This is a genomic window from Pseudomonas sp. FW305-96 (genome assembly GCF_058783825.1).
The window spans coordinates 46,738-72,269 of record NZ_JBYSYW010000007.1 but is presented as its reverse complement, the minus strand read 5'-3'; the positions used below and the strand labels follow the sequence as shown (position 1 = coordinate 72,269).

Sequence of the window (25,532 nt, the reverse complement as noted above, 5' to 3'; positions counted from 1 at the left end):
GCAGCTTGTAGCTTGCAGCTGCTGTTAAGAGGTTTTGAAAAATGGCTGAACGTCTGAGCAACGACTTCCAGTTCATCGAAGTGGGGCGCAAAGACCCCAAGAAAAAGCTGCTGCGCCAGCGCAAGAAGGAGTTCGTCGAGATCTACGAACCGTTCAAGCCGCAGCAGTCCGTGGAGCAGGCGCACCGCTGCCTGGGCTGCGGCAACCCGTATTGCGAGTGGAAATGCCCGGTGCACAACTTCATCCCCAACTGGTTGAAGCTGGTTTCCGAGGGCAACATCCTGGCGGCAGCCGAGCTGTCGCACCAGACCAACACCCTGCCGGAAGTCTGTGGCCGTGTGTGCCCGCAGGACCGCCTGTGCGAGGGTGCCTGCACCTTGAACGACGGCTTCGGCGCGGTCACCATCGGTTCGGTGGAGAAGTACATCACCGACACCGCGTTCGCCATGGGCTGGCGCCCGGACATGTCCAAGGTCAAGCCGACCGGCAAGCGTGTCGCCATCATCGGCGCCGGCCCGGCGGGCCTGGGCTGTGCCGACGTGCTGGTACGTGCCGGCGTGACCCCGGTGGTATTCGACCGCAACCCCGAGATTGGTGGCCTGCTGACTTTCGGCATCCCCGAGTTCAAGCTGGAAAAGACCGTGCTGAGCAATCGCCGCGAAGTCTTCACCGGCATGGGCATCGAGTTCCGCCTGAACACCGAGGTGGGCCGTGACATTACCATGGAGCAACTGCTCGCCGAGTACGATGCAGTGTTCATGGGCATGGGCACCTACACCTACATGAAGGGCGGCTTCCCCGGCGAGGACTTGCCGGGCGTGCACGACGCGCTGGACTTCCTGATCGCCAACGTCAACCGCAACCTCGGTTTCGAGAAGTCGCCGGAAGACTTCGTCGACATGCAGGGCAAGAAGGTCGTGGTGCTTGGCGGTGGCGACACCGCGATGGACTGCAACCGCACCTCGATCCGCCAGGGTGCCAAGTCGGTGACCTGTGCCTATCGCCGTGACGAGGCCAACATGCCGGGTTCGCGCAAAGAGGTGAAGAACGCCAAGGAAGAGGGCGTGAAGTTCCTCTACAACCGCCAGCCCATCGCCATCGTCGGCGAGGACAAGGTCGAGGGCGTGAAGGTGGTCGAGACCCGTCTCGGCGAGCCGGATGCCCGTGGTCGCCGCAGCCCTGAGCCAATCCCGGGCTCCGAGGAGATCCTGCCGGCTGACGCCGTGGTGATCGCTTTCGGCTTCCGCCCGAGCCCGGCGCCGTGGTTCGAGCAGTTCGGTATCCAGATGGACAGCCAGGGCCGCGTGGTGGCCCCGGAGAAGGGCAAGTTCAAGCACCAGACCAGCAACCCGAAAGTGTTTGCCGGTGGCGACATGGTGCGGGGTTCGGACCTGGTGGTGACGGCGATCTTCGAAGGGCGTACCGCAGCTGAAGGCATTCTGGATTACCTCGAAGTCTGATGTTGCCTGAACCGGCCTCATCGCCGGCAAGCCGGCTCCCACAAAGGCAGTGCCTTACCCTGTGGGAGCCGGCTTGCCGGTGATGAGGCCATCAGATGCAACCCCAGGACCTCGTTTTGTATACAAAAATGCTTGATCCATGGCACCTGATAGACAAAACGCATGGCCATGGCCGTGCCTTTTGCGTCCGCGTCTGAGAAAATGCCCGCACTTTTTTTCCGGATGCCGACATGACTGCCCTGAAGAACGATCGTTTCCTGCGTGCACTGCTCAAGCAACCCGTAGATGTCACCCCGGTATGGATGATGCGCCAGGCCGGCCGCTACCTCCCGGAGTATCGCGCCAGCCGCGCCAAGGCCGGTGACTTCATGAGCCTGTGCATGAACCCGCAGTTCGCCTGCGAGGTCACCCTGCAGCCGCTGGACCGCTACCCGCTGGACGCGGCGATCCTGTTCTCGGACATCCTCACCATCCCCGACGCCATGGGCCAGGGCCTGTACTTCGAGACCGGCGAAGGCCCGCGCTTCAAGAAAGTCATCAGCACCCTGGCCGACATCGAAGCGTTGCCGATCCCCGACCCGCAGCAGGACCTGGGCTACGTGATGGACGCGGTCAGCGCCATCCGCCGCGAGCTCAACGGCCGCGTGCCGCTGATCGGCTTCTCCGGCAGCCCGTGGACCCTCGCCACCTACATGGTGGAAGGTGGTTCGTCCAAGGACTTCCGCAAGATCAAGGCCATGGCCTATGACAACCCGCAGGCCCTGCACCTGCTGCTGGACAAGCTGGCGCAGTCGGTCACCAGCTACCTCAACGGGCAGATCCAGGCGGGCGCCCAGGCGGTGCAGATCTTCGATACCTGGGGTGGCAACCTGTCGGCGGCGGCCTACCAGGAATTCTCCCTGGCCTACATGCGCAAGATCGTCAGCGGCCTGATCCGCGAGCACGAAGGGCGCAAGGTGCCCGTGATCCTGTTCACCAAGAACGGCGGCCTGTGGCTGGAAAGCATCGCCGATGCAGGTGCTGACGCGCTGGGCCTGGACTGGACCTGCGAGATCGGCGATGCCCGCCGCCGCGTCGGGGACAAGGTCGCGTTGCAGGGCAACATGGACCCGACCGTGCTGTACGCCAACCCCGAGGCGATTCGCAAGGAAGTGGCGCGCATCCTGGCCAGCTACGGCAAGGGCAGCGGCCACGTGTTCAACCTGGGCCATGGCATCACCCCAGAAGTCGACCCGGAGCACGCCGGCGTATTCATCAACGCCGTGCACGAGCTTTCGGCGCAGTACCACCAGTAACCGGTGTGCATCGCAAAAAGCCCGGCCAAGTGCCGGGCTTTTTGTTGTATTAAGTTTCAATTCAGCGATCGTCGGTAATCTGGTGCCATCAAAACGCAAACAGGACCCGATCACCATGAAAGCCCGTTACCTGCCCCTGATTCTCGCCCCACTGTTCAGCACCGCCGCCCTGGCCGCCGGCTACACAGGCCCCGGTGCCCAGTCCGTGACCACGGTGGCTGCCGCCAACGATGCCGCCGACGACACCCCGGTGGTACTGCAAGGCTACGTGACCAAGAAGATCAACAACGACGACAAGTACGAGTTCAAGGACAACACCGGCACCATCACCGTCGAGATCGACGACGAAGACCTGCCAGCGACGCCGTTCAACGACAAGACCAAGGTCAAGCTGACCGGCGAGGTGGAAAAGCACCTGATGAGCCGTGAAGTGGATGTGGATATCGTCGAGATCATCAACTGATCCGAGATTTTGGGGCCGCACAGCGGCCCCAGCGATCAGGCGGTCTTCGGCGGTAACTTGCTCAGGTGCAGCGCCACCAGCAACGCCACCGCCAACAGGCTGCCGATGAACAGCCCGATGCCGTTCCAGCCCCACTGGTGCCAGAACAACCCGCCCGCCGTCCCGGCGACACTCGACCCCGCGTAATAGCTGAACAGGTACAGCGAAGAAGCTTGCCCCTTGGCCCTCAGCGCCCGGCGGCCGATCCAGCTGCTGGCCACCGAATGCGCGCCAAAGAAGCCGAAGGTGAACACCAGCATGCCGAGAATGATCATGGCCAGCGGGTTGGCCAATGTCATGAGCAGGCCGCCGGCCATGACCACGATACTGGCCCAGAACACCTTGCGCCGCCCGAGCTTGTCGGCCAGCGCGCCGACCTGCGCAGAGCTGTAGATCCCCGACAGGTACACCACCGACAGCAGGCCGACCAGCGCCTGGTTCATATGGTAGGGGCCGGCGAGCAAGCGATAGCCAATGTAGTTGAACAAGGTGACGAAGGCGCCCATCAGCAGGAAGGCCTCGAGGAACAGCCAGGGCAGCCCGGCATCCTTGAAGTGCATGACGAAACCGTCCAGCAGGCTGCGGGGTTTCAATGATTGAGCCCGGAAGTTGCGCGATTCGGGCAGCACCTTCCAGAACACCACGGCCGCCACAAGGGCCAGGCCGCCGATCACCAGCATCGCCGTGTGCCAGCTGACGAAGTCGATCAGTACGCCGGTGATCAGCCGCCCGCTCATGCCGCCGATGGCATTGCCGCCGATATACAGCCCCATGGCCAGGCCAATGTGCTGCGGGTGGATCTCTTCGCTCAGGTAGGTCATCGCCACCGCGGCCAGGCCGCTCAGCGACAAGCCCACCAGTGCCCGCGTGGCCAGCACTAGCTCCCAGCTCGGCATCACCGCGCTGGCCAGGGTCGACAGCGCCGCGCACAGCAAGGCGAAGACCATCACCGGCTTGCGCCCGATACGGTCGGAAATCGGCCCAGTAATCAGCAGCCCGATGGCCAGCATGGCCGTAGACACCGACAGCACCAGGCTGCTCTGCGCGGCGTTGATGGCGAACTCTTCGGACAGCAGCGGCATCATCGGCTGCACGCAGTACAGCAGGGCGAAGGTGGCAAAGCCGCCGCTGAACAGCGCCAGCACGGTCTTCATGAAGGCGGGTGTGCCTTTCTCGATCCAGATGTCGTTGACGACAGGGTCGGGCTCGATGGGCAGGGGGGCGACGGCGGATCTCACAGGAGCGGTACCTCGGGGCGTTGCGATGGAAAAATCATATAGCTGGCTAATGATTAGATCCAATATATTGTTCGACCTGTTTAAGACGTTTAACGACCTGTTCGGAGCCGACCATGGAGCTGCGTCACCTGCGTTATTTCATCGCTGTGGCCGAAGAGCTGCACTTCGGCCGCGCCGCCCAGCAACTGGGCATCTCGCAACCGCCGCTGAGCCAGCAGATCCAGGCCCTGGAACAGGAGCTGGGCGCACGACTGTTCGAGCGCACCAACCGTCGGGTCGAGCTCAGCGAGGCCGGTCGGTTGTTCCTCGAAGAGGCCCGGCAAGTCCTGGCCCAGGTGGAAAAGGCCGCCGACGTGGCCCGGCGTGCGCAATTGGGCGAGTTGGGCGAGATGAAGATCGGCTTCACCTCGTCGGCGCCTTTCACCTCGCGGATTCCCAAGGCTATTCACGCCTTTCGCCAGCGTTTCCCCTCGGTGCATCTGAATCTGGAAGAAATGAGCAGCCGTGAAGTGGTGGAGGCGGTGTTCGACGAGTCCATCGAAGTAGGCCTGATGCGGCCGATGCCTCTGCCGGACGGGATCGTTTGTACCGAACTGTTCCGCGAACCCCTGGTGGCCGTGCTCAACGCATCGCACCCGCTGGCCAGCGGCAGCGAGCAGGGGCTGTACATGCAGGCCCTGGCCCACGAGCCCTTCGTGTTCTTTCCGCGCAGCTATGGCAGCGGCTTGCATGCCCAATTGCTGAGCCTGGCGCGCCAGGCGGGTTTCAGCCCACATTTTGCCCAGGAGGCCGGGGAGGCGATGACTATCATCGGCCTGGTCTCGGCGGGGCTGGGTGTGTCAGTGCTGCCAGCGTCGTTCCAGCGCATGCGCATCGAGGGTGTGGTGTATCGCACACTGCTCGACGAGCAGGCCATGACCGCCGTGTGGCTGGTGCGCCGCGAAGCGTCTGGCTCGGCCATGGCCAATGCCTTCGTCGCGTTGCTGGCCGGGCTTGAGCAGCCCGAAGGTGCTGGCTAAACCGCCGCGCTGGCCACATACTCGGGCATTCGTTGATACACGGAGGTCTGACATGCGGCGCGTGGTGTTCAATCAGAAAGGTGGCGTGGGCAAGTCGAGCATTGCCTGCAATCTAGCGGCGGTCAGTGCCAGTGAAGGCTACCGGACCTTGCTGATCGACCTTGATGCCCAGGCCAACTCGACCCAGTACCTTACCGGCCTGACCGGCGACGACATCCCCATGGGTATCGCCGACTTTTTCAAGCAGTCGCTGTCCAGCGGGCCGTTCGCCAAGAAGAACAAGGTCGATATCTACGAAACCCCCTTCGACAACCTCCACGTGGTGACTGCCACCCCCGAGCTGGCCGACCTGCAGCCCAAGCTCGAGGCCAAGCACAAGATCAACAAGCTGCGCAAACTGCTCGATGAGCTGGACGAGGATTACGAGCGGATCTATATCGATACCCCTCCAGCACTCAACTTTTACGCGGTTTCCGCATTGATCGCGGCCGATCGCGTGCTGATCCCCTTCGACTGCGACAGCTTCTCGCGCCAGGCCCTGTATGGCCTGCTGGCCGAGATCGATGAGCTCAAGGAAGACCACAACGACGACCTGATGGTCGAGGGTATCGTGGTCAACCAATTCCAGTCCCGCGCCAGCCTGCCCCAGCAGATGCTCGACGAACTGCTGGCCGAGGGCCTGCCGGTGCTACCGGTTTACCTCGGCAGTTCGGTGAAGATGCGTGAGTCACACCACGCCAGCCTGCCGCTGATCCACCTGGAGCCACGGCACAAGCTGACCCAGCAGTTCGTCGAGCTGCATGATCTGCTGGAGCGTAGCGCCTAGATTCCTTGGCTGCGCAGCCACTCCAGCAATGACTGGAGTGGAAACGCGCCGGCCTGGCGGGTCACTTCGCGGCCGTTCCTGAACAGGATCAGGCTGGGGATCGAGCGGATACCCAACTGGCCGGCCAGGTTGCGGTTTGCCTCGCTGTCGAGCTTGGCCAGGCGGCAGCGGCCCGACAGCTGGCGCGCGGCTTGTTCGAAGGTCGGGGCGAAGCTCTTGCACGGGCCGCACCAGTCGGCCCAGACATCCAGCAGCAGCGGCAGGTCGCCTTTGATCTGGGCGGCGTAGTTGCCTTCGGTCAGCTCGAACGAGGTGCTCAGCAGCACGTTCTGTTTGCAGCGGCCGCATTTCGGGGTGTCGCCCAGGCGCTCGGCGGGGATGCGGTTGAGGCCGTTGCAGTGGGGGCAGGGGATTACCAGCGGATTGGACATTGGGGTCTCCAGTCGAAAGATGCGTCGGCGAACCGCAGCTTCCACAGGGTTGGCGCGCTCATTGTGGGAGCCGGCTTGCCGGCGATTGAGGGGGAAGCCGTCGCAGAGTTTCACGCGCAGCAATGGAAATCAGGATGAACAGCTGATCTCCAGGTGCTTGCCCCACTCTGGCGGCCGCTCGGCATACGCTTGCATCCCGGGCTGTTCCTCGAACGGTTTGCTCAGCACCTGATGCAGCCGACGCACTTCACTGTAGTCAGCGGCCTCTGCCGCTTCGATAGCCTTCTGCGCCAGATAATTGCGCAGTATGTACAGCGGGTTGACCGCATGCATCCGCTCACGGCGACCTTCGGCATTACCCGGCTCACGCTCGCAGCGTGCCAGGTAGTCCGCACCCCAGGCATCGAAACCGGCCAGGTCGACGAAATCGTCGCGCACCATTTGCAGGGCCTCGGCCACCGGTTGCTCGCCCAGGCGGCGGAAGAACAGCGCGTAGTCCACACCGCCGCTCTGCATGCGTTGCAGCAGGCGTTCGACCAGGGCCATGTCGTCGTCCTCGGCGGTGGTCAGGCCCAGGCGGCGGCGCATCAGGTCCAGATAGTGGGCCTGGTACAGCGGCAGGAACAGCGCCAGCGTCTCCTTCAGCGGCTCGACCTCGATCACTGTGGTCAGGGCCTGGGCCAGGGCGCTGAGGTTCCAATGGGCGATCGGCACTTGGTTGGCGTAGCTGTAGCGGCCGCGGTCGTCGGAGTGGTTGCAGATGAAGTTGGCGTCGAAGTCGTCGAGGAAGGCGTAGGGGCCGAAGTCGAAGGTGATGCCGAGGATCGACATGTTGTCGGTGTTCATCACCCCGTGACAGAAGCCGTAGGCCTGCCAGCGAGCGATCAGCTCGGCATTGCGCTCGACAATGGTGCGGAACATGGCCAGGTAGGGCTGCTCGGCGCTGCGGCATTCGGGATAGTGCTGCTCCAGCACATGGTCGATGAGCACACGCTGCTGCTCGGGCTGTTTCGTGTAGTAGAAATACTCGAAATGGCCGAAGCGCACATGGCTCTGTGCCAGGCGCAGCAGCATCGCGGCGCTTTCGCGGGTTTCCCGCCACACTGCGGTGCTCGAGCCGATCACGCACAGCGCCCGGCTGCTGGGGATGCCCAGGGCGCTCAGGGCTTCGGAGGCAAGGAACTCGCGAATCGACGAGCGCAGTACGGCACGGCCATCACCCATGCGTGAGTAGGGCGTCTGGCCGGCGCCCTTGAGGTGCAGGTCCCAGTGTTCGCCGGCCTCGTTGAGGATCTCGCCCAGCAGCAGGCCACGGCCATCCCCCAGGCGCGGGTTGTAGGAGCCGAACTGGTGGCCGGAATAGACCATCGCGCGCGGGTCTGCTTCTTCCCAGAGCTTGTGGCCGCTGAACAGCTCGGCGAACACCGGCAGTTCGGCCTGGGCGGGGTCCAGGTCGAGCAGGGCCATCGCCGATTTGCTGGCAACGACCAGGCGGGGGTCGGCAATCGGGTCGGGCAGGACCTGGGTGGAGAAGGCATCGCCGAGTTGGGCGAAGCGGTTGTCGAAGGTGAGTTGGTCGAGGGACTTCACGGGGCCTGCTCCTGAATTCGGTGCCATTGGGGCCGCTGTGCGGCCCTTTCGCCGGCGAGCCGGCTCCCACAGGGCAAGGCATGCCATCTTGTGGGAGCCGGCTTGCCGGCGATCGAGGGCAAAGCCCTCGCCTGCATTCTGGAGGGCATGCCTGTCGCAGTCCACTCAGCTCGGCGGCGTGCTGTCCGGTTTGCTGTCCATCGGGATCAACTGCTGCTTGCCGTTCTTCGCGTCCATGAGGAACACCTCCACCTGGCGCACCGAGATCTTGATGTTGTGCGCCTTGAACTCACGGTTGATATAGCGGTTGAGCTCGTCCAGCGTCGGGTTGCGGTCGCCGAGGTCGCGCACGTGCATGCGCAGCTCGTGGTCCAGCGAGCTTTCGCCGAAGTTGAGGAAGTACACCAGCGGCTCCGGGTCCTTGAGCACCCGCGGGTTTTCGTGGGCGCCCTTGAGCAGCAGGTCGCGCACCAGGTCCAGGTCCGAGCCGTAGTCGATGCCCAGCTTCAGCGTCACCCGGGTGACGGTGTCGGTCAGCGACCAGTTGATCAGCTGGCCGGTGATGAAGGTCTTGTTGGGGACGATGATGTCCTTGCGGTCGAAGTCGGTAATGGTGGTGGCGCGGATGCGGATCTTGCTCACCGTGCCGGACAGGTTGCCGATGGTGATGGTGTCACCGATGCGCACCGGGCGTTCGAACAGGATCATGATGCCGGAGATGAAGTTGGCGAAGATCTCCTGCATGCCGAAACCCAGGCCCAGCGACAACGCCGCCACCAGCCACTGCAGCTTGTCCCAGCTGACTCCGAGGGTGGCCAGGGTGCTGACGATACCTACCCCGGCGATTACATAGGACAACAGCGTGGTAATAGCGTATGCGCTGCCCTGGGCCAGGTTCAGTCGTGACAGCACCAGCACTTCGAGCAGGCCTGGCAGGTTGCTGGCCAGGGCCACGGCGATACCGGCGATGACCATGGCGCCGAGCAGGTCGCCGAGGCTGATCGGTACCATGCTGGCAGCTGCGCCGGTGCCGCTGCTGTACTCGTACAGGGTGATGTTGTTGAGGTAGGCGAACACGGTGATCAGGTCCGCCCAGACCCAGTACAACCCGCCGATGAAACCGCCCAGCAGGGCCAGGCGAATCAGGCGCAGCGACTGCTGGTTGACCTGCTCGATGTCCAGGGTCGGCTCCTCGACCACCACCTCGCCATCCAGCCCTTCCTTGGCGGCCTGGCGTTTGCTCAGGGCGCGCTGGTAGGCCAGGCGCCGCGCCGCCACCGACAGGCCACGCACGAACGCGGCCTCGATCACCAGCCAGAACAGCAGCAGGTAAAGGGTGTAGATCAACCGGTCGGTGAGCTTGAGGGCGGTGTAGTAGTAGCCGAAGCACACCGCCACGAACAGCGCGATGGGCAAGGCGGTGAAGGCCACTCCCACGGCCTTGCGGAACAGCGAGGTGTTGCGGTGCGCTGGGCTGCTCAGCAGCAGGCGGCTGAGCAGCCAGGCCATCAGGGCGTAGCAGGTCAGTACCACGCCGATGCCCAGCACGTCCTCGGCCAAGGCCGACGGCTGGTGTTCGGCCACTGCCACCACACCGACCAGGGCCAGCACCACGGTGCCGAGCCGGCGCACCCAGCCGCGCAGGAACTCGACCTGCGGCTTGTGCCAGCGGAAGTGGATCTCTGCCACTCCGCCCGGGGCGAGGATGCGGTAGGCGGTGTAGAACACCAGCCATGCCTGGGCGATCTGCCACAAGGCGGCGCCGAGATTGGCGTTCTGCCCACGGGCATCGAGCTGCAGGGCGTAGCTGCCCAGGGTCAGGGCCAGGGCCACCGGCAGGGCCAGCAGGATGTTGATCAGGATCGCCTGGGGCGTGTGCCACTGGCTGTCGCGCTTGAAGTGGCCGATGTCCTGGTGGACCTTGCCCAGGCGCCGGTACAGCGCCTTACGCCGCCACAGCAGGGCGCCGATCACAAGGATCAGCGGCAGGAACAGCAGCGGCTGTTGCACCAGGCCGTCAGCCAGTTCCTTGATGCCCGCGCCCCAGGGCAGGCTGGCCACCTGGTAGGCCAGGCCCTCGGGCACTTGGCGCAGCCACTGCCAGTCCAGCGGTTTGTTGCTGGGGATCCAGAACATCTGCTCTTCCAGCGTGGTGCGCAGGTTCTGGGCAGTGCTCAGCAGTTGTTTCTGGTTCAGTTGCAGGGTGATGCATTCGTTGAGCAGCGCCGACAGCTCGCGGTTCAACCGCTCGAGCAGGTCGCCGCGGGTGATCGCCACTTCCAGCAGGGCCTTGCGCAGCTGCGGGGTGACGTCTTCCTCGGGCTGGCTGGCCAGCAGCTTGTCCACGTAAGCGGACGGGCTGCTCATCTGTTCGCGTTCCTGGTTGATCTCGAACTGGTACAGGCGGATATCGGCGATCTGGTCGGCCAGGTTGCGGTCGAGCTTCAGGTGCGGCAGGGCCTGCTTCTGCTTGTACAGGATCTTCGACAGCAGCAAGCTGCCCTTGAGTACGTTGATCTGCTCGTCGAGGGCCTGGTCGGCCTGGGTGAGGCTGTCGAGCTGCTGCTTGGTGCGCAGGTTCTGCTGGGTCACCTCGTTGAGGCGGTCGGTGCTGCGCAGCAGGTAATCGGACAACTGCAGATTGGCGGTGCTCTCGGTGGCCAGCAGGTTGCTGCCGCCGGCCTTCTGCGCCTCGATCGACTGGCGGGTGACGGCCTGTTGCGACTGCGCCAGGCGCTTTTCGTTGATCAGCGTCTGCAGGTCCTGGATTTCCTGTTCCAGCCTTGTGGCGCGTTCGATCAGCAGGTCGTGGCGGGCGTTGCCCAGGTCCTGCAGCACGCTGTTGCCGGCCAGTTCCTGGCGGCGCAGCAGGGTCAGGGCGTTGAGCGAGGCCAGCTCGGCGTTGAGCTGGTTGCGCTGGTCGGCATTGATCGACTTGCCGTTGTCCTTGCCGCTCTTGAGGCTGTTGTTGATCTGCTGGGCACGCATCTGGTTGCCGCTGATCTCGGCCTGGGCGCGCTCCGGGCGGGTCTGGGAGTTGATGATCAGGCTGTTGGCTTCGGACAGCGCCTTCTGCAGGTCGCCCTGCTGAGTGCTGCGCTCGCTGAGCATCTGTTCGAGCTGCGGCACCGTCAGGCTGGCGTAGCGCTGCGCCACCGGCACGACGCTGGAGGCCTTGAGCTTGATCAGTTCGCGCTGGCTGTCGCGGATCTCCTGGGGGGCATTGGCCAACTGCTGCTTGAGGGCTTCGAGTTTCTTTTCGCTGTCGTCGCGGGCGTTGAGCAGCGCCAGTGTCTGCTCCAGCACCTGCTGCACGGCTTTCTGCTCGGTTTCCGGCAGTTTGCGCTCGGCGATCTTGCTCAGGCTGCTCTGGATGCCCGGAGTGGTCGGGATTTCCACCGCGCCAGCGGCGAACGAGAGGGTCAGGCACAGCCCCAGCAGGGCTGCGCGGCAATGGTCACGCAGGGACATAGGCAGAGTTCTTGTGTTACGCGGCAAATCGGAGTTTAGAGGAACAGCCCGGGGCCGGGGCGGGTACCTTCGGGGAATCTGACGCCCACTTTCTGGATCTTGTTCCCGTCCATGACCGCGACGGTCCAGATCGTGCCGTGCCATTCGATCTGGTCGCCTACTACTGGAGCGCCTCCGACCTTCTGTCGGATGAACTGCGCCAGCGGCATCTTCGCGTCCAGGCCATCGAGTTTCAGGCCGTAAAGCGCCGCCACCGCACCCAGCTCGGCATCGCCTTCGAGCACGAAATCGCCGAAGAAGCGCAGGTCGAGGCCGCGTTGCGGCGCCTGGCTGAACAGCTTGCCCAGCGCCGGCAGGTTATGTTCGTGGCCGATCACGCAGAGCATGTCGCCGACCTCCAGCACGGTGCTGCCCGACGGGTGCAGCAGCTGCTCGCCGCGGAACAAGGCGGCGATCCGCGTGCCTTCGGGCATCTTCAGCTCGCGCAGGGCAGCGCCGATGCACCATTTTTCGGCGCCCAGGCGGTAGACGAACAGCTCCCATTCGCTGGTGACGTGCACCTCCAGCGCGGAGCGCGAAATCGGCGCCGGGTCCGGCGGTACCGTGACCTTCAGCAGCTTGGCCATCCACGGCAGGCTTGTGCCTTGCACCAGCAGCGACACCAGCACGATGAAAAACGCCAGGTTGAAGAACAGCTGGGCCTGGGGCAGGCCGGCCATCAACGGGAACACCGCCAGAATGATCGGCACCGCGCCGCGCAGGCCGACCCAGCTGATGAAGCCTTTCTCGCGGCCATGGAAGGCCTTGAACGGTAGCAGTGCGGCGACCACCGACAGTGGCCGGGCGACCAGGATCATCCACAATGCCAGGCCCAGGGCGGGCAGGGCGATGGGCAGCAGGTCGTGGGGCGTGACCAGCAGGCCCAGTACCAGGAACATGCCGATCTGGGCCAGCCAGGCCATGCCGTCGAGCATGTGCAGGATGCCGTGGCGACTGCGGATCGGCTTGTTGCCCAGCACCAGCCCGCACAGGTAAACCGCGAGGAAACCGCTGCCGTGCAGGGCGTTGGTCAGGGAGAACACCACCAGGCCGCCGGCCACTACCAGGATCGGGTACAGGCCGCCGGCCAGGTTGATGCGGTTGACCAATTGCAGCATCAGCCAGCCGCCGCCCAGGCCTATCAGACCGCCGATGCCGAACTCGCGCAGCAGGTGGGTGAGCAGGCTCCAGTGCAGGCCGGTCTGGCCGCTGGCGATCATGTCGATCAGGGTCACGGTGAGGAACACCGCCATCGGGTCGTTGCTGCCCGACTCGATCTCCAGGGTGGCGGTGACCCGTTCGTTGAGGCCCTTGCCGCCGAGCAGCGAGAACACCGCCGCCGCGTCCGTGGAGCCGACGATGGCGCCAATCAGCAGGCCCTGGATGAGGCTCAGGTCGAACAGCCAGGCGGCGACCATGCCGGTCAGTCCAGTGGTGATCAACACGCCCACCGTGGCCAGCGACAGCGCCGGCCACAGCGCCACGCGGAAGCTCGCCACCCGGGTGCGCAGGCCGCCGTCGAGCAGGATGACCGCGAGCGCCAGGTTGCCCACCAGGTAGGCGGTCGGGTAGTTGTTGAAAATGATGCCGCCACCGTCCACGCCAGCGACCATGCCGACCGCGAGGATGATGACCAGGATGGGGATGCCCAGGCGCGATGACAGCGAGCTGACCAGGATACTTGCACCCACCAGCAATGCGCCGATCAGGAACAGGCTGTTGATGGTGCTTGCATCCAAAGGCAGGTACTCCGGGACAGCGGGGGAAAGGGGGCGTGCAACTATGAACTAGCAGGTCGCGTGCCAATCGATTCTAACCTGATGAATTGGCAGCCTGTAAAGCGTTTCTGCAGATGTAGAAAAGGCACCTCGAAAGGTGCCTTTTCTTGTGTTGCCTGTTACGGCCTCATCGCTGGCAAGCCAGCTCCCACAGGGTCGTCACAGCCCTTGAGTACGGGTGCTAGCTGTGGGAGCCGGCTTGCCTGCGATGAAGCCAAGCAGGTCAGGCCTGCTTCACTTCACGCATCGGCTTGCCCTTCACCGGTGCATCGCCCGCCACGTAGTACTTGGCGGTGCTGCGCGGCAGCGGCTTGCGGCCACGGATCTTGTCCGAGATCTTCTCGGCGATCATGATCGTGGTGGCGTTGAGGTTGCCGGTGATGATCAGCGGCATGATCGACGCATCGACGACGCGCAGGCCCTGCATGCCGTGCACGCGACCCTCGCCATCGACTACGGCCATGTCGTCGGTGCCCATCTTGCACGAGCAGGACGGGTGGAAGGCGGTTTCGGCGTGCTCGCGGATGAATTTGTCCAACTCTTCATCGGTCTGCACGTGGGCGCCCGGGCTGATCTCGCGGCCGCGGTACGGGTCCAGCGCCGGCTGGGCCATGATTTCGCGGGTCAGGCGGATGCCGTCGCGGAATTCCTGCCAGTCCTGCTCGGTGGACATGTAGTTGAACAGGATGCTCGGGTGCTGGCGCGGGTCTTTCGACTTGGCCTGGATGCGACCACGGGCTGGCGAGCGCATGGAGCCCATGTGTGCCTGGAAGCCGTGCTCTTTCACACCGTTCGAGCCGTTGTAGTTAATCGCTACCGGCAGGAAGTGGTACTGGATGTTCGGCCACTTGAATTCAGGGCGGGTGCGGATGAAACCACCGGCCTCGAACTGGTTGCTGGCGCCGATGCCGGTGCCGTTGAACAGCCACTCGGCACCGATGGCCGGCTGGTTCCACCACAGCAGCGACGGGTACAGCGACACCGGCTGGGTGCAGGCGTACTGCAGGTACAGCTCGAGGTGGTCCTGCAGGTTCTCGCCGACGCCCGGCAGGTCGTGGACCACTGGAATGTCGAGGCTTTCCAGCAGGGCGCGCGGGCCGACGCCGGAGCGCTGCAGCAGTTGCGGCGAGGCGATGGCGCCGGAAGAAACGATGACTTCCTTGCGGGCGCGCGCTTCGACGCGCTCTTCGCTGTCACCGACCAGGTAAGTCACGCCAACAGCGCGCTTGTTGTCGAACAGCACGCGGTCGCTCAAGGCGTGGGTGACGATGGTCAGGTTCGGACGCTTCTTGGCCTGGTCCAGGTAGCCACGGGCGGTGCTGGAACGACGACCATTCTTGGTGACCGAACGGTCCATCGGGCCGAAGCCTTCCTGCTGGTAGCCGTTGAGGTCTTCGGTGCGCGGGTAGCCGGCTTGCACGCCGGCCTCGACCATGGCGTGGAACAGCGGGTTGTTGCCGGCTTTCGGCGTGGCCACGCTGACCGGGCCTTCGCCGCCGTGGTAGTCGTTCGGGCCGATGTCGCGGGTTTCGGCCTTACGGAAGTACGGCAGGCAGTCCAGGTAGGTCCAGTCCTCGAGGCCTGGCAGTTCAGCCCAGCCGTCGAAGTCCATGGCGTTGCCGCGGATGTAGCACATGCCGTTGATCAGCGACGAACCGCCCAGGCCCTTGCCGCGGCCACATTCCATGCGGCGACCGTCCATATGCGGCTCCGGGTCGGTCTCGTAGGCCCAGTTGTAGCGGCGACCTTGCAGCGGGAAGGCCAGGGCGGCCGGCATCTGGGTGCGGAAGTCGAAGCGGTAGTCGGGGCCACCGGCTTCCAGCAGCAGCACGGTGACGCTGGCGTCTTCGGTCAGGCGGGTGGCCAGGGTGTTACCGGCGGAGCCGGCACCGACGATGATGTAATCGAATTCTTGGGACATTGAAGTACCCTCGTTGGCAGTTGTCAGGGAGCGGAAACGCCCGCGCTCAAGGGCGCGGGCGTGGCGGAACCAGGTTTAGAAAACCGAGTTGTAGCCGCCCAGCTCGACCTGAACCGACTTGATGCGAGTGTATTGAGCCAGCGAGCTGACACCGTTTTCACGGCCGACGCCCGACTGCTTGTAACCGCCAACCGGCATTTCGGCCGGCGACTCGCCCCAGGCGTTGATCCAGCAGATACCGGCTTCGAGCTTGTGGATGATGCGGTGGGCGCGGCTGATGTCGTTGGTGCAGACACCGGCGGCCAGGCCGTATTCGGTGTCGTTGGCGCGACGGATGACTTCTTCCTCGGTCTCGTAGCTGAGGATGCTCATCACCGGGCCGAAGATCTCTTCCTTGACGATGGTCATGTCGTCGGTGCAGTCGGTGAACACGGTCGGGGCGACGAACGCGCCCTTGGCGAAGTCGCCGTCCAGCAGACGCTCACCGCCGCACAGGACGCGGGCGCCTTCTTCTTTACCCTTGGCGATGTAGGACAGCACGCTTTCCATGTGCTGGAAGCTGACCAGCGGGCCGAAGTTGGTGTTCTCGTCTTCCGGGTTGCCGGCACGGATGCGGGCGACGCGCTCGGCGATCTTGGCTTCGAAGGCGGCCTTCATCGAGGCAGGCACGAACACGCGGGTGCCGTTGGTGCAGACCTGACCGGAGCTGTAGAAGTTGGCCATCATGGCGATGTCGGCGGCCTTGTCCAGGTCGGCGTCGTCGCAGATGATCAGCGGCGACTTGCCGCCCAGTTCCATGGTGACTTCCTTGAGCGACGAGCTCGAGGCGCTGGCCATGACCTTCTTGCCGGTGGTGGTGCCACCGGTGAAGGAGACCTTCTCGATGCGTGGGTGCTCGGTCAGCCAGGTGCCGACTTCGCGGCCGCTGCCGGTCAGCACGTTGAACACGCCGTTCGGCAGGCCGGCTTCGGTGAAGATCTCGGCCAGTTTCAGGGTGGTCAGCGAGGTGACTTCCGACGGCTTGAAGATCATCGCGTTGCCGGCGGCCAGGGCCGGGGCGGATTTCCACAGGGCGATCTGGATCGGGTAGTTCCAGGCGCCGATACCAACGGTCACGCCCAGCGGCTCGCGGCGGGTGTAGACGAAGGACGATTCGCGCAGCGGAATCTGCTCGCCTTCGATGGCCGGCACCAGGCCTGCATAGTATTCCAGCACGTCGGCGCCGGTGACGATGTCGACGTAGCGAGTCTCGGAGTACGACTTGCCGGTGTCCAGGGTTTCCAGCATGGCCAGCTCGTCGTTGCGCTCGCGCAGGATGTCGACGGCGCGGCGCAGGATGCGCGAACGCTGCATGGCGGTCATGGCGGCCCAGACTTTCTGGCCACGCTCGGCGCTTTCGACGGCCTTCTCGACGTCAGCTTGAGTTGCGCGCTGCACGTGGGCGAGGACTTCGCCGGTAGCCGGGTTGATGGCTTCGAAGGTGGCATCGCTGCCAGCGTCTACGTAAGCGCCATCGATGTAGAGTTTTTGCGTTCCGAAACGGGCCATAGTGTCCTCGCAAGTGCAGTGTGTGGTTGGCTGCCGCGTCACGCTCCTGCCGGTTGGCTGGTCGCTGCGCGCGGCTGTTCAGAGGCCTGGTTGTTTGTATCCAGGGACTGCTGTTTAGCCAGTTGTAGATCCATGTATTCGTAAGCGATGCGTATTGCCTGCTCGGTGTCGAATGCGTCACCCGAGAGGGCGCCACGCAACCACAGGCCGTCGATCAGGGCCGCCAGCCCGCGGGCGGCCTTGCGCGCATGGTAGAGCGGCAGGACACGGCGGAACTGGCAGCACAGGTTGGAGTACAGGCGGTGGTCGTTGATCCGCTGCAACCTGTGCAAAGACGGCTGGTGCATGCTGGAGGCCCAGAAGGCCAGCCAGGTTTTCATTGCCGGGCCATTCACCTGGCTCGCATCGAAGTTGCCTTCGATGATCACCTTCAGGTGGGCACGCGGGCTGTCGTCCGTGAGGGCCTGACGACGCGCGATCACACCCTCGTTGAGCATGTTCATGATGTAGCGCATCGTCGCTGCGATCAGGCCGTTCTTGTCCTGAAAGTAGTGACTGATGATGCCGTTCGACACGCCGGCCAAACGGGCAATCAGCGCAATGCTGGCATCTCCCAGTCCGACCTGATCGACCGCCTGCAAGGTGGCTTCGATCAACTGCTGGCGGCGGATGGGTTGCATACCGACCTTGGGCATCTTGCTATCTCCTCAGGCCTGCGGGCAGACGACAAGCGGCTACCTCGGCGAAGGCCAGTCTATTTTGTTTTGATTGAACGTTCAATCAATAAAGAATAAGCTCTGCGACAATTTGTGCCATTGACAGTTTTTGGGACGGTCACAGGGGCACGAATCGACACCCCAGGAAATCGCGTAACCCCCGGAATACAAGGCGTTGACGGGCATGAGCGATGCGAAAGACAGATTCTGCCGAGTGGCCACAGGCCGCGCGGCCGGCCCTTTGGAGCGGGCCAGGTGTCTGTGGCTAATGCGCGCACCCAGCGATGGCGTGCGCAAGAAGCGACAGGCGACCGGTCTGGTTTTTTGCAACGTTTCGATTCGGGATCACGGTTTCCAGGGTGCCTTTTATAACACCTTGCGCAGTAGGGCTATTGCACCAATTGCGTGGGACATAACTGTTTAGCCTCCACTGCCGCACTGCCCGGAGCATTCGTGCAATGAGTTCTGCTTCCCTGACAAAGCCCCCCGCCGAGCGGGTACGGGTCAACCACGTGGTGTTTTTCACCTCGGCGCTGATGATCCTTGTTCTGACTGCCTTGCTGATCGCTGTACCCGATATCGCCGGCCAGGTGCTTGGCGTCGCCCAGAAGTGGCTGACGCGCACCTTTGGCTGGTACTACATGCTGGTGATCTGCGGTTACCTGCTGTTTGTCGTCTACCTGGCATTTTCCGACTTCGGCAAGCTCAAGCTGGGCGGCAAGGACGACACCCCGGACTTCAGCTACGGCGCCTGGGCCGGCATGCTGTTCTCCTCCGGTATCGGTATCTCGCTGCTGTACTTCGGCGCTTCCGAGCCACTGGACCACTACTTCAACCCACCGGAAGGTACGCCTGCCAGCCTCGAGGCCGCGCGCCAGGGCCTGCAACTGACCTTCCTGCACTGGGGCCTGCACGGCTGGGCGATCTACGCCCTGGTCGGCCTGGCCGTGGGTTACTTCGCCTACCGTCACAACCAGCCGCTGGCACTGCGCTCGGCGCTCTACCCGCTGGTCGGTGAGCGTTGGGTCAAGGGTGGCGCGGGCCATGCCGTGGACATCTTCGGCATGTTCGTCACCCTGCTGGGCCTGGTGACCAATCTGGGCATCGGCTCGATGCAGGTGGCCTCGGGCCTGGAATACCTGTTTGGCATGGACCACAGCAAGACCAACCTGCTGGTGGTGATCCTGGTCATGGCCGGCGTGGCCACCGTTGCCGCGGTGTCGGGCGTGGAGAACGGCATCCGCCGCCTGTCCAACCTGAACATCCTGCTGTTCAGCGGCCTGTTGATCTTCGTGCTGCTGGCCGGCAATACCCTGCACCTGCTAAACGGCTTCGTGCAGAACGTCGGCGACTACCTCAACGGTGTCGTGCTGAAGACCTTCGACCTCTATGTCTATGAAGGCGACAACGACAAGTCCGAGCGCTGGCTGGGCCTGTGGACCGTGTTCTACTGGGCCTGGTGGATCTCCTGGGGCCCGTTCGTCGGCATGTTCATCGCCCGTATCTCCAAGGGCCGGACCGTGCGCCAGCTGGTCAGCGGCGTGCTGCTGATCCCGTTGGGCTTCACCCTGGCGTGGCTGTCGATCTTCGGCAACACTGCGCTGGACCTGGTGATCAACCAGGGCGCCGTGGAGCTGGGCAAGACCGCGCTGGAACAGCCGTCGATGTCGATCTACCAGCTGCTCGAGTACTTCCCGGCGGCGAAGATCGTCATCGGTGTGGCGGTGTTCGTCGGCTTCGTGCTGTTCCTCACTCCGGCCGACTCCGGCGCGGTGATGATGGCGAACCTGTCGTGCAAAGGCGGCAAGGTCGACGAAGACGCCCCGCACTGGATGGTGGTGTTCTGGTCGGTGGTGATCACCCTGGTGACCATCGGCCTGCTGTTCGCCGGTAACTTCGAAGCCATGCAGACCATGGTGGTACTGGCCGGCCTGCCGTTCTCGGTGGTTCTGGTACTGTTCATGTTCGGCCTGATGAAGGCCATGAAGCAGGACGTCGCGGTCGAGAGCGAGCGCGCCGAACTGGCCGCCCGTGGTCGTCGCGGTTTCAGCGAGCGTCTCAGCCAGCTGGATCTGCAGCCGACCCAGGCCGTGGTGCAGCGGTTCATGGACAAACAGGTCAGCCCGGCGCTGAAAGAAGCCGCCGAGCAACTGCGTACCCTGGGCTTCGAGGTCGAGACCCGGGTAGGTCAATCGCGCAACATGATGGGCCTGCGTGTGATGATGGAAGAGGGCAACCCCTTCGTCTACGAGGCCAGCCTGGATGGCTACCTGGCCGCGCCGAGCGAGGCGCCGGTCGAGGGCGAGCCGGAAGTGCAGCAGCGCTTCTACCGCGCCGAGGTGTACCTGCACGACGGCAGCCAGGAGTACGACCTGATGGGCTTCACCCGCGAGCAGATCGTGCGTGATGTGCTTGATCAGTTCGAAAGCCACCGCCAGCTGCTGGGGCGTGTGTACAGCTAATCCGGACCGCGCATGAACGAGGGCCCCGATCGAAAGACCGGGGCCCTCGTCGTTTCAGTCGTCGAGTGCGTTCAGGATGTCGCTGCGTGGTGTCGATTTCTTGCCGTCCACATCAACGGCAATGCCGCACAACTTGAGGGGCAGTTGTGATTTCAGAATGATGTGGCTGTCAAACATCAGTGGTCGATAACGCATTGGCAGATTGCAGTCCAATTTCTCGATCGGGCCGAACTTGATCAGGTAGCGTTTGAGATTGGGCTGGTCGTGCTGCCATTGGATCCTGACATGCCCGTCAGTCGTACGTTCGCTTGAGTAACTCACCTGCGACACCTGCGCTGGAAGCACTTCGATCGGCAGGCTCCAGGCGTTGTTCATCAATGCGTGTGAAGGCCTTTGCTGTTGCGACCCGACGCCAATTACGCATAGGAAGTACCTGCCTGGTGCGGTGCCGATCGGATCATCGATCCGATTGCTTCCTGATAGGACTGCACCACTATAATTCACAGGATCTTCACAGGCCCGCGCATCCTGCGTCGGCTTGTAGCGGTAGTAGCGAGTGTCGATGGTGAAGCCCACGCCCCATGTGGGGGAAAGCGTAGTCCCGTCATCGTTCGTCGCTAGCCTGCGCCAGCGGCTCCCGGGCTTGTCCTGCTTGAGTTCGAACCCGGGCAGCAGGTCGCAGTTTTGCTGTTCCAGATCGACCTGTCCTGCGCGAAAGCATGCCTTTACTCGCTCCACCGGCATGGCGAAATTGACGGGCCCATTACCCAGCTGATCGTCCTGATGGTCAGCGCAGGGGTTGTGCAGGCTGCACGGTAGGCTGTCTGATCTATTCTGGCGGCCACTGTTCACTACGCTGACAACCTGGCCATTGCTGCTGTCGATCACTGGGCTGCCCGAGGCACCCTCGTGCATGCCTGGGCAGTCATTGCTCCGGGCATTGCGCCATACCCAGGGATACTCGATGACAACCTCGACAGCCTGTTCCGTGCAGCTACTCAGGCGTAGCCCTTGGTCGGGACGACTGGGTTCGCCGATCACCTGCACGTGGCTGCCTGTTGCCGGGCTTGGGCCGAGACGTAGAGGCTGGATGCCCTCGGCCATGACCTGCTGCAGGCGGGCGTCGAGTTCGATCAGGGCCAGGTCGCTACCTTGCATGCTGCTCCAGACAATGCGCTTGAATGGAAAGGTCTTGCGCTTTGCAGCGGTGTCCACGAAGTAGTTGAAGCTGATCGAGCCTTCCAGTGCCTTGTCCTGGACGATAGTGCCGTTACGTTGGTCGACACAGTGTCCGCTGGTGATGACATAGGCCGGACCGCTCGACGGCGTCGAAGGATCACGGCTGTCGACAAGCGTACCGATGCACTGCGTGCTATCGGGCAAGGACAGCCGCCCGATTCCGCTCCAGCGCGCATTCTCGCCTTGGGCGTTATTGAGCGTCTCGGGTGTGGACGATGGGATAACGGGCTGGCTGGCGAGCGCCTGGAGGGAAAGACCGGCCATGAGCACGGCAGGCCAATGGAGGGGGAGTATGGGCATTGAATTCTCCTTGTCGAATTGCCGGCTCTAATTTGGCCGGTCGCGAACAGGAGAAAGCGGTACTTAAGTTAGCCTGGCGCGAACTGCCTTTCGCTCCAGTTACCCAGGAAGTTGAGCGCATGCTTGCCAGCACAAGCACGCCCAGGACCTGACGGTTTCAGCGATTACTGTAGCGGCCCTGCCGGCCATGGGCGGGCATGGCCTGGTTGCCACGTTCGCCGATCATCTGGTGCAAACCGATCAGCTCTATGCCCTGTCGCGTCAGTTGAGGTATTTCCCTTTGCAGTACCTCCAGGGTCTGCGGGTAGGGATGGCCGATGAGTACCGCCGAGCCCTGTCGGCGGGCCAGGGCGATACCTTGCTGCAGCTGCGCGTTGATTGCCTCGACGGTGCGCACGTCATCAAGGAACACATCCCGGGAGACATGGGCCAGGCCGGTAGCCTGCGCCTCTGCCGCCGCCACCGTCGCCGCACTGGTGCGGCTGTCGACGAAGAACAGATGGCGGCGTTGCAGTTCACCCATCAACCAGGTCATGGGCTCGCGCTGGGCGGTCATGCGGCTACCCATGTGGTTGTTGATGCCGGCGGCGTAGGGCACCTTGGCCAGGGCGGCATCCAGGCGCCGGGCCAGTTCGTCGAGGGCGACGCCCGGGTGCCAGGCGTAAGGCCCGGCAGCCGGGTCCATGGGCATGTGCAGGATCACCGTGCGTCCGGCCTTGTGGGCCTGGCGGGCGAAGTCGGTGGCATGCGGGGTGTCGGGCATGATCGCCATGGTCACAGGGCCGGGCAGGGCGAGCGTGCGGCTGTCGCGCTCGCTGCTTTGGCCGAGGTCGTCGATGATGATGCTCATGTAGGCCTTGCCGGCGGGCGCCGCGTGCGCGACGACGGCCAGCAGGCAGAACAGCAGGGACAGCAGATAACGCATGGTGGGTATCAGTCACCCTTGGTGATGTTCAGGCCCTTGAGCAGGCTGAGGGCCTGGCTGAGCTGGAAGTCGTTGTCCTGCGGGCGATCCTTGCGCTTGGCACTGCCGGTCGGTCGGTCGGCACCGCCATTGCCGTTGCCCAGGTGACCCTGCAGATCGGCTTCCTTGAAGTTGTCGTTGTCGGCTTCGGCGGTCAGCTTGGCCGGGCGCACTTCGATGTCCGGGACGATGCCCTGGGCCTGGATCGACCGGCCATTGGGGGTGAAGTACAGCGCGGTGGTGAGCTTCAGCGCACGGTCGTTGGCCAATGGCAGCACGGTCTGTACCGAGCCCTTGCCGAAGCTGTCGGTGCCCATCAGCACGGCACGCTTCTGGTCCTGCAGGGCGCCGGCGACGATCTCCGAGGCCGAGGCGCTGCCGCCGTTGATCAACACCACCAGTGGCACGCCTTCGCTGGCATCGGCCGGGTCGGCGGAGTAGCGTAGCTCGGAGTTGGCGATGCGGCCCTTGGTGTAGACGATCAGGCCTTTGGTGAGGAAGTGGTCGGCCACTTCCACCGCCGACTGCAGCACGCCGCCGGGGTTGTTGCGCAGGTCGAGAACCACGCCGCGCAGCTTCTTGCCGTTGTCCTTGCGTAGCTTGGCCAGGGCCTTGCCCACCTCGTCGCCAGTCTTGACCTGGAACTGGGTGATGCGGATGTAGCCGTAGTCGTTCTCCAGCAGCTGGCTCTTGACGCTCTTGACCTGGATCACCGCACGGGCCAGCGTCACGTCGAACGGCGTGCCGCCGTCGCGCACCAGTGTGAGGGTGATTTTCTCGCCAATCTTGCCGCGCATCTTGTCCACGGCCTCGGTCATGGTCTGACCGCGGGTTGGCGCGCCATTGATCTTGACGATCAGGTCACCGGCCTCGATGCCGGCGCGGGAGGCCGGAGTGTCGTCGATGGGGGAGACCACCTTGACGAAGCCGTCCTCCATGCCGACCTCTATCCCCAGGCCGCCGAACTCGCCGCTGGTGCTTTCCTGCAGCTCCTGGAAGTCTTCGGGGCCAAGGTAGGCCGAGTGCGGGTCGAGGTTGCTGAGCATGCCTTTGATGGCGTTTTCCAGCAGGGTCTTGTCGTCGACCGGTTCGACATAGGCCGCCTTGATGCGGTCCATGACCTCTGCGAAGGTGCGCAGCTCCTCCAGCGGCAGCGGCGCCTTGGCGGTCACCTCGGTGGCCGGCACCGCGGCCTGCCTGGCCACTGGCTTGGCCGGTTCGGCGGCAATGGCCAAGGGCGCGCCGATGACCAGGGCGATGGTCAGGGCCAGCTGGGTGAGGCGAGGCGAGTGCAGCATGTCGAACGAACTCCTGATCCTGTTGGTGCTCCTGCTGGGAGCATCGGCGCCGCCGTTTCGTGGGCGGCGCCGTAAAAGTAGCATTATCTAGCCTCGGCACCATTGCGCGGGGTCGGTGGGCTGGCCCTGCTGGCGAATCGCGAAGTACAGGCCGGCGCTGTCCTGGCCGCCACTGTCGCCGACAGTGGAGATGGCTTCGCCGGCCTTGACGATGTCGCCGGCGTTCTTGAGCAGGCTCTGGTTGTGGCCGTACAAGCTCAGGTAGCCATTGCCATGGTCGAGAATGACCAGAAGTCCAGCACCGCGCAACCAGTCGGCGAACACCACCCGCCCGCCGTGCACGGCGCGCACCTGGGTCCCGGCACTGGCGCTTATCATTACCCCGTCCCACTTGGCCCGCGCGTCACCGCCGCGGGTATCACCGAAGCGTGCCAGCAATCGACCGTTGACCGGCCATGGAAGTTTTCCCCGAGCGGAAGAAAATGCGCCGCCGTAGCTGGCTGTGTCGCTGGACACCACCGGGCCAAGGGTCGTCCGGGCCTTCTTCGGGATTTCCTCGGGTTCCCGGCTGCGGGCCTCGGCGGCCAAGGCCTGCGCCTTCCGGCGCTGCTCTTCTTCCTGCTTGGCCAGCAGGGCGCGTTGGCGGGCCTCCTCGGCCTCGCGCGCCTGGCGGGCGAGGGTTTCCTCGATGGTCTTGAGCACCTTGCCCAGGTCGGCCTGGTCCTGCTCGCGGCTCTGCAGTTTCTGGTCGCGCTCCTTCATGTCGCTGCTGAGCTTGGCCAGCACCTGCTGGCGCTTGTCGCGTTCGGCGACGAGGGCCTGGCGCTGAGTGTCGAGCTCGGCACGTTGTGCCAGCAACTGTTGCTGGTGGCCGGCGATGTCCTGCTCGACGTTGGCCAACTGGCGCAAGGTCTCGTTGAAGGTGCGCAACTGGTCCATGCGCGCTTTGCTGAGATAGTCGTAATAGGTGAGGGTACGGGCGAATTTCTCGGGATTCTGCTGGTTCAGCAGCAGCTTGAGGTATTCCTCGCGACCATTGTTCTGGTACGCGGAACGGGCCTGGATGGCAATCAGGCGTTGCTGTTCAACGCGGGCGCTCTGGAGTTTTTTTTTCTCGTGGTCAAGGCGCTCCAGCTCGCCCTCGGTCTTTTTTAGTTCTTGCTGCAGTGCCTCCACCTGTTTTTCGAGGTTGCCGATATCGGTCTCGGTGGCCTTGAGGTCTTTCTGCACGCCGGACTTTTCCTCCTGGAGCTTGCCCAGCATCTTTTTCAGCTCGGCGATGTCCTGGCGGGTGGCGTCCAGCTGTTGTTGGGTCTGCGCGCGCTCATCGGCAGCGAAGGCCGGGGCAAGCAGACATGACAGGGCGAGTAGGAACAGGGCGCGGAGCATGGGGTTGGGCGTACCAGGGATGGAGACTGGCCTAGTATGCCCGCGC

General features: G+C 63.8%; 18 protein-coding genes. 6 read left to right on the top strand and 12 right to left on the bottom strand.

Features of this window, described 5'->3' with window-relative positions:
- The first annotated feature begins 41 nt into the window (after positions 1-41).
- The 3 genes from AC3WL2_RS07405 (at position 42) to AC3WL2_RS07395 (ending at position 3,218) form a co-directional block, all read left to right on the top strand.
- A complete protein-coding gene (locus tag AC3WL2_RS07405; protein ID WP_046853848.1) occupies positions 42-1,460 on the top strand; it encodes an FAD-dependent oxidoreductase in 1,419 nt (472 codons plus the stop codon).
- 230 nt (positions 1,461-1,690) lie between these two features.
- Positions 1,691-2,755 carry a uroporphyrinogen decarboxylase gene (gene hemE, locus AC3WL2_RS07400; protein ID WP_102681768.1) on the top strand — a complete coding sequence of 355 codons (1,065 nt, stop codon included), beginning with the start codon at positions 1,691-1,693 and terminating at the stop codon, positions 2,753-2,755.
- Positions 2,756-2,870: 115 nt separating this feature from the next.
- Entirely contained in the window at positions 2,871-3,218 is a 348-nt protein-coding gene (locus AC3WL2_RS07395; protein WP_046853850.1) for a YgiW/YdeI family stress tolerance OB fold protein, read from the top strand.
- Between the two features lie 35 nt (positions 3,219-3,253).
- Here the strand turns inward: AC3WL2_RS07395 and AC3WL2_RS07390 are convergent, their stop codons facing one another.
- Positions 3,254-4,495 (bottom strand): MFS transporter, encoded by a 1,242-nt coding sequence (locus AC3WL2_RS07390; RefSeq protein ID WP_102681767.1) that lies wholly within the window; start codon positions 4,493-4,495, stop codon positions 3,254-3,256.
- 113 nt (positions 4,496-4,608) lie between these two features.
- On the opposite strand from AC3WL2_RS07390, the gene AC3WL2_RS07385 reads away from it, so the two are divergent.
- Positions 4,609-5,514 (top strand): LysR family transcriptional regulator, encoded by a 906-nt coding sequence (locus tag AC3WL2_RS07385; protein WP_102681766.1) that lies wholly within the window; start codon positions 4,609-4,611, stop codon positions 5,512-5,514.
- Between the two features lie 52 nt (positions 5,515-5,566).
- Positions 5,567-6,340: a ParA family protein gene (locus AC3WL2_RS07380; protein ID WP_094011035.1), complete on the top strand. Its 774-nt coding sequence runs from the start codon at positions 5,567-5,569 to the stop codon at positions 6,338-6,340.
- On the opposite strand, the gene trxC is transcribed toward AC3WL2_RS07380, so the two are convergent.
- The 7 genes from trxC to betI all read right to left on the bottom strand — a co-directional run bounded on the left by trxC (position 6,337) and on the right by betI (position 17,813).
- On the bottom strand, positions 6,337-6,771 hold the full coding sequence (gene trxC / locus AC3WL2_RS07375) for a thioredoxin TrxC (protein ID WP_102681765.1): 435 nt from the start codon (positions 6,769-6,771) through the stop codon (positions 6,337-6,339). The genes AC3WL2_RS07380 and trxC overlap by 4 nt on opposite strands.
- A gap of 129 nt (positions 6,772-6,900) precedes the next feature.
- Positions 6,901-8,361: a protein adenylyltransferase SelO gene (gene selO, locus AC3WL2_RS07370; protein WP_102681764.1), complete on the bottom strand. Its 1,461-nt coding sequence runs from the start codon at positions 8,359-8,361 to the stop codon at positions 6,901-6,903.
- 165 nt (positions 8,362-8,526) lie between these two features.
- Positions 8,527-11,832 (bottom strand): mechanosensitive channel MscK, encoded by a 3,306-nt coding sequence (gene mscK / locus AC3WL2_RS07365; protein WP_102681763.1) that lies wholly within the window; start codon positions 11,830-11,832, stop codon positions 8,527-8,529.
- 35 nt (positions 11,833-11,867) lie between these two features.
- Positions 11,868-13,610 carry a potassium/proton antiporter gene (locus AC3WL2_RS07360; protein WP_102681762.1) on the bottom strand — a complete coding sequence of 581 codons (1,743 nt, stop codon included), beginning with the start codon at positions 13,608-13,610 and terminating at the stop codon, positions 11,868-11,870.
- A gap of 262 nt (positions 13,611-13,872) precedes the next feature.
- Positions 13,873-15,570, bottom strand: coding sequence for a choline dehydrogenase (betA, locus tag AC3WL2_RS07355; protein ID WP_102681761.1), 1,698 nt, complete (start codon positions 15,568-15,570; stop codon positions 13,873-13,875).
- A gap of 75 nt (positions 15,571-15,645) precedes the next feature.
- Positions 15,646-17,118 (bottom strand): betaine-aldehyde dehydrogenase, encoded by a 1,473-nt coding sequence (gene betB, locus AC3WL2_RS07350; protein ID WP_102681760.1) that lies wholly within the window; start codon positions 17,116-17,118, stop codon positions 15,646-15,648.
- Between the two features lie 38 nt (positions 17,119-17,156).
- A complete protein-coding gene (gene betI, locus AC3WL2_RS07345; RefSeq protein ID WP_102681759.1) occupies positions 17,157-17,813 on the bottom strand; it encodes a transcriptional regulator BetI in 657 nt (218 codons plus the stop codon).
- A gap of 536 nt (positions 17,814-18,349) precedes the next feature.
- Here betI and AC3WL2_RS07340 point away from each other — a divergent pair.
- Entirely contained in the window at positions 18,350-20,296 is a 1,947-nt protein-coding gene (locus AC3WL2_RS07340) for a BCCT family transporter (RefSeq protein ID WP_256582519.1), read from the top strand.
- Positions 20,297-20,350: 54 nt separating this feature from the next.
- On the opposite strand, the gene AC3WL2_RS07335 is transcribed toward AC3WL2_RS07340, so the two are convergent.
- From AC3WL2_RS07335 to AC3WL2_RS07320, 4 genes are all read right to left on the bottom strand, one after another.
- The gene (locus AC3WL2_RS07335; RefSeq protein ID WP_102681757.1) at positions 20,351-21,835 is read right to left on the bottom strand and encodes a trypsin-like serine peptidase; all 1,485 of its coding nucleotides are present in this window, start codon (positions 21,833-21,835) and stop codon (positions 20,351-20,353) included.
- A gap of 157 nt (positions 21,836-21,992) precedes the next feature.
- Positions 21,993-22,760 (bottom strand): divergent polysaccharide deacetylase family protein, encoded by a 768-nt coding sequence (locus AC3WL2_RS07330; RefSeq protein ID WP_102681756.1) that lies wholly within the window; start codon positions 22,758-22,760, stop codon positions 21,993-21,995.
- 8 nt (positions 22,761-22,768) lie between these two features.
- A complete protein-coding gene (locus AC3WL2_RS07325) occupies positions 22,769-24,097 on the bottom strand; it encodes a S41 family peptidase (protein ID WP_102681755.1) in 1,329 nt (442 codons plus the stop codon).
- A gap of 87 nt (positions 24,098-24,184) precedes the next feature.
- Positions 24,185-25,486, bottom strand: coding sequence for a murein hydrolase activator EnvC family protein (locus tag AC3WL2_RS07320; protein WP_102681754.1), 1,302 nt, complete (start codon positions 25,484-25,486; stop codon positions 24,185-24,187).
- Between the last annotated feature and the right edge of the window lie 46 nt (positions 25,487-25,532).